Origin of the sequence: Micromonospora sp. NPDC023633, assembly GCF_040640035.1 — a bacterium.
In the GTDB taxonomy this organism is placed as follows: Bacteria; Actinomycetota; Actinomycetes; order Mycobacteriales; family Micromonosporaceae; genus Micromonospora.
This window is the reverse complement of record NZ_JBFABB010000195.1, coordinates 1-8,544: the sequence shown is the minus strand read 5'-3', so window position 1 is coordinate 8,544 and position 8,544 is coordinate 1. Positions and strand designations below refer to the sequence as shown.

Genomic DNA, 8,544 nt, shown 5'->3' with positions numbered 1-8,544 from the left:
CGGTGGAGATGAAGAAGATGATGAAGCCGCAGCGCCGGCCGAGGCCGGCCTGACCCTGGTCGTCGGCCCGGCCGAGGCGTCGGCGTCCGCCCTGCTCGACGAGGCCGGCAGCCTCCGTGCGCTGCTCGGCGCGCTCGGCGAGCTGTGGCGCCGGGGCGTCGAGGTGGACTGGGCCGCCCTGCACGACGGGGCGTCGCGGCGTCGCGTCGGCCTGCCGACGTACCCGTTCCAGCGCTCCCGGCACTGGGTCGACCCAGTGGCCGTGGCGCCCGTGGCCGGCCCGACGCCGGCCGCCCCGGCCGCCGACGCCCAGCCGGCCACCGGCTCGGTCCTGGAGGAGGCGGTGGCCGCCGTGTGGCGACGCCGGCTCGGGGTGGACCGGATCGGGCCGCACGACTCGCTGCTGATGCTCGGCGCGGACTCGCTCAGCGCCGCCCGGACGCTGCGGGACCTCGCGCAGGCCTTCCACGTGGAGCTGCAACTCGGCGTCTTCCTGCAGACCCCCACCGTCGCCGCGCTCGCCGAGGTGATCGACGGCAAGCTGCGCGAGGCGCAGGAGATCCGGGCCGCGCTCGCCGCGGTTACCGAAGAGGAAGCGTGAGGCCGTGCCCGACGTCAGCTTCATCACCGTGGTGCCCCGGGTCCGGGACCTGACCGCGTACGCGGACACGGCGATGTCCGTCATCCGCCGCACCGACGCGGCGGACCTCGACGGGGTGCTCATCTTCACCGGCAGCGGCGCGGTGCTGGACCCCTGGATCCTGGCGACCGCCGCGGCGGCCGGCACCACCCGGCTCAGCCCGCTGGTCGCGGTGAACCCCGTCTACCAGCACCCGTTCACCGCAGCCCGGATGGTCGCCTCGCTCGGCCTGCTCTACCAGCGGCGGATCGACCTCAACCTGATCACCGGCACCGCCGTGAGCGACCTGGACGCGCTCGGCGACCGGCTGGACCACGACGACCGGTACGCGCGCCTCGCCGAGTACGTCGAGATCATGATGGGGGTGCTGGGCAGCCGCCGCCCGTTCAGCTTCGATGGGCGGTTCTACCAGGTGTCCCGGTTGCAGCTCACGCCCGGGCTGCCCGCGCACCTGCTGCCCCGGCTGTTCGTCGCGGGGCAGTCCCCGGCGGCCCGGGAGGTGGCCGAACGGGTGGGCGCCACCAGCATCCAGATGCTGACGGCGGCCCGGCGCGACGCCGACGCGGCGCCGCCCGGCGCGCTGAACTTCGGGCTGCTGACCCGGGCGACGGCGGAGGAGACCGAGCGGGCCGCCGAGGCCCGCTTCCCGGCGGACCCGGACGGCGCGAAGATCACCGCGGTCACCATGGCCAACACCGACTCGGTCTGGAAGCAGCGGCTCTTCGCCGAGGCCGAGGCCGGCCACGGCGCCGTGGCCGTCGACCCGGCGTACCGGCTCGCGCCGTTCCGCTCCGGCCAGGCGGACGGGCCGTACCTGGTGGCCGACCACGCCGGCGCCGTCGACCGGCTGCTGGCCATGATCCGGTCCGGGGTGCGCACCTTCGTGCTGGACACCCCCGCCGACGACGAAGACTTCCACAACCTCGCACAGGTCGTCCGGACCGTCCGTGACCGACTGCGGGTCGACCCGACCGGGGGAGAGCGATGAACCAGCCTTTCGCCAGCCACGACCTCGTCCACGCCCGGCCCAACCTGGCGCTGGAACCGCTGATCCACCGGTACTACGCCTGGCTGAACCTGGTCTCGCCGGTGCCGGCGGCGATGAACTTCGCCAAGCTGCACGTGCCGCTGCTGCGCTCGTTCCTCGACGCACCGGCGTTGCACCGCCGCTCGGCGCGCGACCCGAAGCTGCGCGGCGGCATGTTCGTCGACCTCGAGGACGACCAGCTCGACGGGGTGTCCGACCTGGCGGCCCGGCTCGCTGACGGGCCGATGCCGGAGCTGTCGGCGGCGATGGACGAGCTGACGGTCAACCTGGAGAAGCTCGCCGACGGCTTCGACCTGACGCCCCGCTACGGCGAGATCCCGCCGGCCCTGCGCGGCTACGTCGAGCTGGTCTACGACCTCAACGACCACGCCCGGATCCGGCTCGCGGAGCGGATGCTCTACCGCTCGCGCCACTTCGACGAGACCGCCCACTCGGTGGACCTGTCGCTGGCCACCGGCGACGAGCGGCCCTTCGCGATGACCACGCCCCGGTTCCCCGGCAACGGGCACGTGCAGGCCACCATGCCGCTGCGGGACCCCCGCATCGACCTGCTCTTCTCCACCATGACCACGGCCCGGCCCTTCGGCGAGCTGCGGGAGGCGTTCGACGTCTCCGACGCCGACCTGGCCACCTTCAGCGGGTTGTTCTCCGCCGAGCCGGGCGGTAGCCCGGACCGCAACCTGGACGGCCCCGGGCTGCGGGTGCGCTACTTCGGGCACGCCTGCGTGGTGGTGCAGTCCGGCCCGGTCACCGTGATGACCGACCCGTTCCTGTCCGACGCCCTGGGCGACGGCGACCGGTACGCCTACGCCGACCTGCCCGACGTCATCGACTACGTGCTGATCACGCACGGGCACCAGGACCACCTCGAACTGGCCACCCTGCTGAAGCTGCGACACCGCATCGGCACGGTGGTCGTGCCGAAGACCGCCGCCGGGGCGTTGCAGGATCCGTCGTTGCGGCTGTGCCTGGAGGCGCTCGGCTTCCCCAACGTGGTCGACGTGGAGCCGGGCGAGACCATCGAGCTGCCCGACGGCCAGATCGTGGTCTGCCCGTTCGTCGGTGAGCACTGCGACCTCGACATCGCCGCGAAGGTGACGTACTCGGTGCGTACCGGCGGGAAGAACCTCTACTTCGGCGCGGACAACCGCTGCGTGGACCCGGCGCTGTTCGGCCACATCCACGACATGATCGGCGACGTCGACATGGCGTTCCTCGGCATGGAGTGCGACGGCGCCCCGCTGTCCTGGATGTACGGCCCGCTCTTCTCCCGCCGGATCGACCAGAAGATGAGCCGCAGCCGCAAGCTCAACGGCTCCGACGCCGTCGAGGCGATGGGCATCGTGCGGCGGCTGCGGGCCCGGCAGGCGTACGTGTACGCGATGGGCCGGGAGCCCTGGCTGGTGTTCGTCATGGCGACGAACTACACCGACGAGTCGTACCAGCTGAAGCAGATGGCGGAGTTCTTCCAACGCTGCGCCGACGTCGGGGTGCCGGCGCGGGAGCTCTACGGACGGGCCGACCTGGCATGAGCCACAGTTGGACCTGCCACTCCCGGTACGTGGCGACGCGCGACGGCACCCGGCTGGCCGCGTACGTCTTCCGGCCGGTCGGCCAGCGCGACCCCGCGCCGGTCGTCTGGGCCCACGACCGCTACCACCAGGTGTCGCCGCGCCCGGGCCGGGACGACTTCCTGGCGGTGGTGCGGGCCGAGCTGGCGGACGTCGACCTCACCGACATCGAGGATCTCGGGGTGGCCGAGGTGGCTCCCGGGGAGGTGACGCTGCGGGCCTTCCCGGTCGCGCAGCGCCTGCTGGCCCGGGGCTACGTCGTGGTGGTGGTGGACAGCCGGGGCAGCGGCGCGTCGTTCGGCACCAGCGACGGTCCGTTCGGCACGGCCGAGGCGACCGACACGTACGACGTCACCGAGTGGATCGCCGCCCAGCCCTGGTGCGACGGCCGGGTCGGCATGTTCGGCCGCTCCTACCTCGGGGTGTCGCAGTACCTCGCCGCCAGCACCGCCCCGCCGCACCTGGTGGCGATCTTCCCGCAGATGGCGCTGTTCGACCTGTACCGCTTCGCCTGGGACGGCGGGGTGTTCCGGGACGACTTCGCCCGTGCCTGGGGCGAGGACGTGCGCGAGCTCGACCTGCGCGGCCCGGTCGCCCCCCTCGACGAGGACCCGGACGGCCTCCTGCTGGCCGCCGCCCGCGCCCAGCACGTGCCGAACCGCGACGTCCGGACGATGTTCGCCGGCCTGCCCGGACGCGAGTCCCGGCTGGCCGACACCGGCGAGGCGGCGTACCTGACCCGCAGCCCGTCGGCGCTGCTGGAGGCGATCAACGCCTCCGGTGTCGCCGTCTACCACCTGGGCGGTTGGCACGACGTCTGGGCGCGCGACGCGACCGAGTGGGCCCGCCGGCTGACCGTGCCGCACCGGGTGGTCATCGGCCCCTGGGCGCACACCGGGGGTGTGCTGGGCGGCGCCGGATACAACCTGGCCGACGAGCACCTGCGCTGGTTCGACCACTGGTTGCGGGGCAGGGACACCGGGATCATGGACGGTCCGGCCGTCCGGTACCACGTGCTGGGCGCCGACGCGTGGCGCACCGCCCGGTCCTGGCCGCCGCAGCCGGCGACGACCGGCACGTGGCACCTCGGCCCGACCGGCGAGCTGGGGCGCGAATCCCGGGCCGGCGAGGCCCGCCGGTACGAGGTGGACTACGCCACCACGTCCGGCAAGACCAGCCGGTGGGCCAGCGGCTACGGCTCGCCCTTCCAGCGACCGGACATGACCCACAACGACACCCGGGCGTTGTGCTACACCTCCCAGCCACTGACCGAGGCGGTCGAGCTGGTCGGCGCCCCGGTGCTGCGGCTCTCGGCCAGCGCCACCGACGGCCCGGCGGACGTCTTCGCCTTCCTGGAGTCGGTCGCCCCCGACGGCACCTCGCTGTACGTCACCGAGGGCTGCGGCCAGGTCCACGGTGGGTCCGACGACTCCCGCCTGGAGATCGAGCTGCACCCGATCGCGTACCGCTTCGCGGCGGGCGACCGGATCCGGCTGGCGATCACCGGGGCGGACGCCGACAACGCGCTGACCGTGGTGCGGGACGTCGCGCCGGTGCTGACGGTGCGGCACGACGCCGACGCCGCCCCGACGCTGGAGCTGCCCCGCGCGGTGGCGCCCGAACGGCGGGACGACGACGCCGGACCCGACGACGTGACGGCCCCGCTCTCGGTCGCGCAGCGCGCGATCTGGCTGGCCGAGCAGGCGGGCACGAGCGGGGCGGCGTACCACCTCGACGCGGCCGTGGAACTGACCGGGCCGGTGGACACCGGCGCGTTGCACGCGGCGGTCGACGAGATCGTCCGACGGCACGAGGCGTTGCGGACCACCATCGTCGAGATCGACGAGGAGCCGGTCCAGCGGATCCACCCGGCGGCGCCGCTGACCATCGCGCGGCTGGACCTCACGGACGCGCCCGCCGACGGCTGGGCGAGCGACGAGCGGGTGACCGGTTTCCGGGACCGCCGGTGGGACCTCGGCCGGGAGTGGCCGATCCGGGTCGCGACCGTGCTGCTGCCCGGCGGCCGGACGGCGTTGCTGCTGGTGGTCCACCACGTCGCGGCCGACCCGACCGCGGCGGAGATCTTCTTCGCCGAACTGGCCCGGCTCTACCCCTCCTACGCGCTCCGGGAGCCGGTCCGGTTGCCGGACGTGCCGGGCCGGTACGCCGACGTGGCCCGCCGACAGCAGGCCGAGCTGGCCGGACCCGGCATGGCCGACCAGCTCGCCCGGTGGCGGCGGTACCTGGACGGGGCCCCGCAGGTGATCACCCTGCCGACGGACCGGCCCCGCCCGCCGGTGCTCGACCACCGGGGCGGATCGGTGCGCTTCACCGTCGACGACGCGCTCGCCGCCCGGCTGGTGGCGGCCGCCGCCGCCGCGCGGACCAGCCCGTTCACCCTGCTGACCGCCGCGTTCGCCCGCACCCTGAGCGCGTACGGCGCGGGCGACGACCTGCTGATCGGCACGCCGAGCCTGCAACGCGACGACCCCTCGACCCGCGACCTGATCGGCTGCCTGGTCAACCTGCTGCCGGTGCGGGTCCGGGTCGACCGGGACGCCACCGTGGCCCAGTTCCTGCACGACGTACGCGGCGCCGTGCTGACCGCGCTGGAGCTGCGCCGGGTGCCCTTCGACACGCTGGTCGGCGAGCTCCGTCCGCGCCGCGACCCGGCGGTCTCCGCGCTGGTGCAGGCCTGCGTCCGGTTCGGCCGGGCGGTGCCGGACCGGTTCCGGCTCGGCGAGGTCGAGGCGGTCCGGCTGGAACCGCCGGAGTGGACCTCGGCGAAGTACGACCTGGCGCTGGCCGTGAACCAGGTCGGCGAGGACCGGATGGTGGGCAGCCTCGACTTCCGGCTCGCCCTGTTCGACCGGGCCACGGTCCAGCGGATCCTCGACTCGCTGCTGACCGTGCTCGACCAGCTCGTCTCCGACCAGGAGCGGCGGGTGGGCGAGCTGTCCGTCATGCCCCGGCGGGAGCTGCGCGCGGTGCTCGACGGCTGGAACCCGGCGCGGCTGCCGGACGAGTTGGCCGGGCGGGACGGCCTGCCGTCCGTGGCCCGCTGCTACGTGCTCGACGACCGCGCCCGGCCGGTGCCGGTCAACACCGCCGGCCGGCTCTGGGTCAGCGGCGCCGGCGACGTTGACGACCCGTACGCCGGGACGCCGGACGCACGGATGCGGGACACCGGCGCGACCGTGCGGTGGACCACGGCGGGTCGGCTGGAACTGGTGCCGCCCGCCACCGCCGCCGGGGAGCGGGCCGCCGCGACGGCGACGGGACCGGCGGCCACGGCGGAGCCGGCCACCGTGGCGACCGACCACGGGTCCGAGGTGGACGACGACCGCGCCGATCTGCTCGACCAGGTCGGGCGGATCTGGGCCGCCCTGCTCCAGGTCGACGCCGTCGATCCCGCCGACGACTTCTTCGACCTGGGCGGCGACTCGCTCTTCGCGATCCGCCTGATCAGCCGCATCCGCAAGGCGTACCAGGTCCGGCTCTCCCTGCAGGACGTCTTCGCCGCGCCGACACTGGGCGAGCAGGTCGACCTGGTCCGCGAACGGCGGGCGTCGTGACCGGGCGGCCCGTCTTCTACCCCTGGTCCGCCCAGGAGGAGATCGACCCGGTCCGCGTCGCCGGCGGCGCGGGCAGCTGGTTCTGGGACGACCAGGGCAACCGGTGGCTCGACCTGCACGCCCAGATGGGCAACCTGCACCTCGGGCACCAGCACCCCGCCCTCGTCGCGGCGGTGACCGAGCAGGCGGGGCGGATGTGCACGATCGCGCCGTCGTTCGCGGTCGACATCCGCGACGAGGCGGCCCGGGCGATCGTCGACGTGGCACCGGGGGACCTGGAGACGGTCCTGTTCACCACCGGCGGCGCGGAGGCCGTGGAACACGCGGTGCGGATGGCGCGGGTGGTCACGGGACGGCCGAAGGTGCTCGCCGCCTACCGGTCCTACCACGGCGCCACGGCGGGGGCGCTGGCGTTGACCGGCGACCCGCGCCGCTGGCCGGTGGACACCGCCAGCGGCGGCGCCGTGCACTTCATGGGCCCGTACCTGTACCGCAGCGAGTTCCACGCCCGCGACGCCGCGCAGGAGTGCGACCGGGCGCTGGAGCACCTGCGCCGGATCGTCGGGTACGAGGGCCCGGACACCATCGCCGCGATCCTCGTCGAGCCGGTGGTGGGCAGCAACGGCGTGCTGGTCCCGCCGGACGGATACCTGGCCGGCGTGCGTCGGCTCTGCGACGAGTACGGGATCCTGCTGATCGCCGACGAGGTGATGACCGGCTTCGGTCGGTGCGGTCGCTGGTTCGCCAGTGACCTCTGGGGCGTGGTGCCCGACCTGATGACCTTCGCCAAGGGGGTCAACTCCGGCTACGTGCCGGTGGGCGGGGTGCTGCTGTCCCGCGCGGTGGCCGCCCACTTCGCGCACCGCCGCTACCCCGGCGGGCTCACCTACTCCGGGCACCCGCTGGCCTGCGCCTCCATCGTGGCGGCGCTGCGCGTGCTGCGGGAGGAGAACCTGGTCGACCGGGCGGCCACGCTCGGCCGGGACCTGGTGGGCCCGGCGCTGGCCGAGCTGGCCGAACGCCACCCGGTCGTCGGCGACGTACGCGGCGTCGGCCTGGCCTGGGCCGTGGAACTGGTCCGCGACCGCGCGACCCGCGAGCCGCTGGCGCCCTACGCGGCTCCGGGGGCGCTGGCGCCCGAGATGGCCGCCGTAATGGCCGCGTGCAAGCGGCAGGGCGTCTGGCCGCTGGCGGCGGGCAACCGGCTGCACCTGTTCCCCCCGTTGACCATCACGGAGGAGGAGCTGACCGCCGGGATCGCCGGGATCGACCGGGCCCTGGCCATGGTGTCCGACGTGCGAGGAGGAGAACGGTGACGGTGGAGCAGGCGGAGACGGCCGACGTCTGTCGGGTCGTGGTCAACGACGAGGAGCAGTACTCGATCTGGCCGGACGGACGGGAGCTCCCGGCGGGCTGGCGGGACGGCGGCTTCGTCGGGCCACGGGCCCGGTGCCTGGAGCACATCGACTCGGTGTGGACGGACATGCGCCCGCTGAGCCTGCGCCGGGCGATGGCGGCCGAGGCACGGTAGCGGACCGACGGGCCCGGCCGCGCGAGGCGTGACCGCCCGCCGGCCGTCCCGCCCGTCGCCCGACGGCGCACGCACCCGCCTCCGGGGGGGGGTGTCCCTATGGGTTTCGTCAAGCGGGGACGGGGCTGGTCGGGCGTGGCTGGTAAGGGATCTTGTCGCGGAGCATGGCGAACAGGACG

The 8,544-nt window shown here is 74.3% G+C and carries 6 protein-coding genes; all 6 read left to right on the top strand.

Annotation, left to right across the window (positions count from 1 at the left end):
• Nucleotides 1-601: phosphopantetheine-binding protein (locus tag AB0G13_RS32740; protein WP_357882951.1), on the top strand; the 601-nt coding region annotated here is incomplete at its 5' end.
• A 4-nt stretch (nt 602-605) separates the two neighbouring features.
• Complete coding sequence (locus AB0G13_RS32735; protein WP_357882948.1) at nt 606-1,628, top strand: LLM class flavin-dependent oxidoreductase; 1,023 nt, start codon at nt 606-608, stop codon at nt 1,626-1,628.
• A complete protein-coding gene (locus tag AB0G13_RS32730; RefSeq protein WP_357882945.1) occupies nt 1,625-3,220 on the top strand; it encodes an MBL fold metallo-hydrolase in 1,596 nt (531 codons plus the stop codon). Before AB0G13_RS32735 ends, AB0G13_RS32730 begins: the two co-directional genes overlap by 4 nt.
• On the top strand, nt 3,217-6,834 hold the full coding sequence (locus AB0G13_RS32725; protein WP_357882942.1) for a CocE/NonD family hydrolase: 3,618 nt from the start codon (nt 3,217-3,219) through the stop codon (nt 6,832-6,834). The genes AB0G13_RS32730 and AB0G13_RS32725 overlap by 4 nt, the downstream gene beginning before the upstream one ends.
• The gene (locus AB0G13_RS32720; RefSeq protein WP_357882939.1) at nt 6,831-8,150 is read left to right on the top strand and encodes an aspartate aminotransferase family protein; all 1,320 of its coding nucleotides are present in this window, start codon (nt 6,831-6,833) and stop codon (nt 8,148-8,150) included. The genes AB0G13_RS32725 and AB0G13_RS32720 overlap by 4 nt, the downstream gene beginning before the upstream one ends.
• A gap of 2 nt (nt 8,151-8,152) precedes the next feature.
• Nucleotides 8,153-8,365: an MbtH family NRPS accessory protein gene (locus AB0G13_RS32715; RefSeq protein WP_357882954.1), complete on the top strand. Its 213-nt coding sequence runs from the start codon at nt 8,153-8,155 to the stop codon at nt 8,363-8,365.
• Nucleotides 8,366-8,544 lie beyond the last annotated feature (179 nt).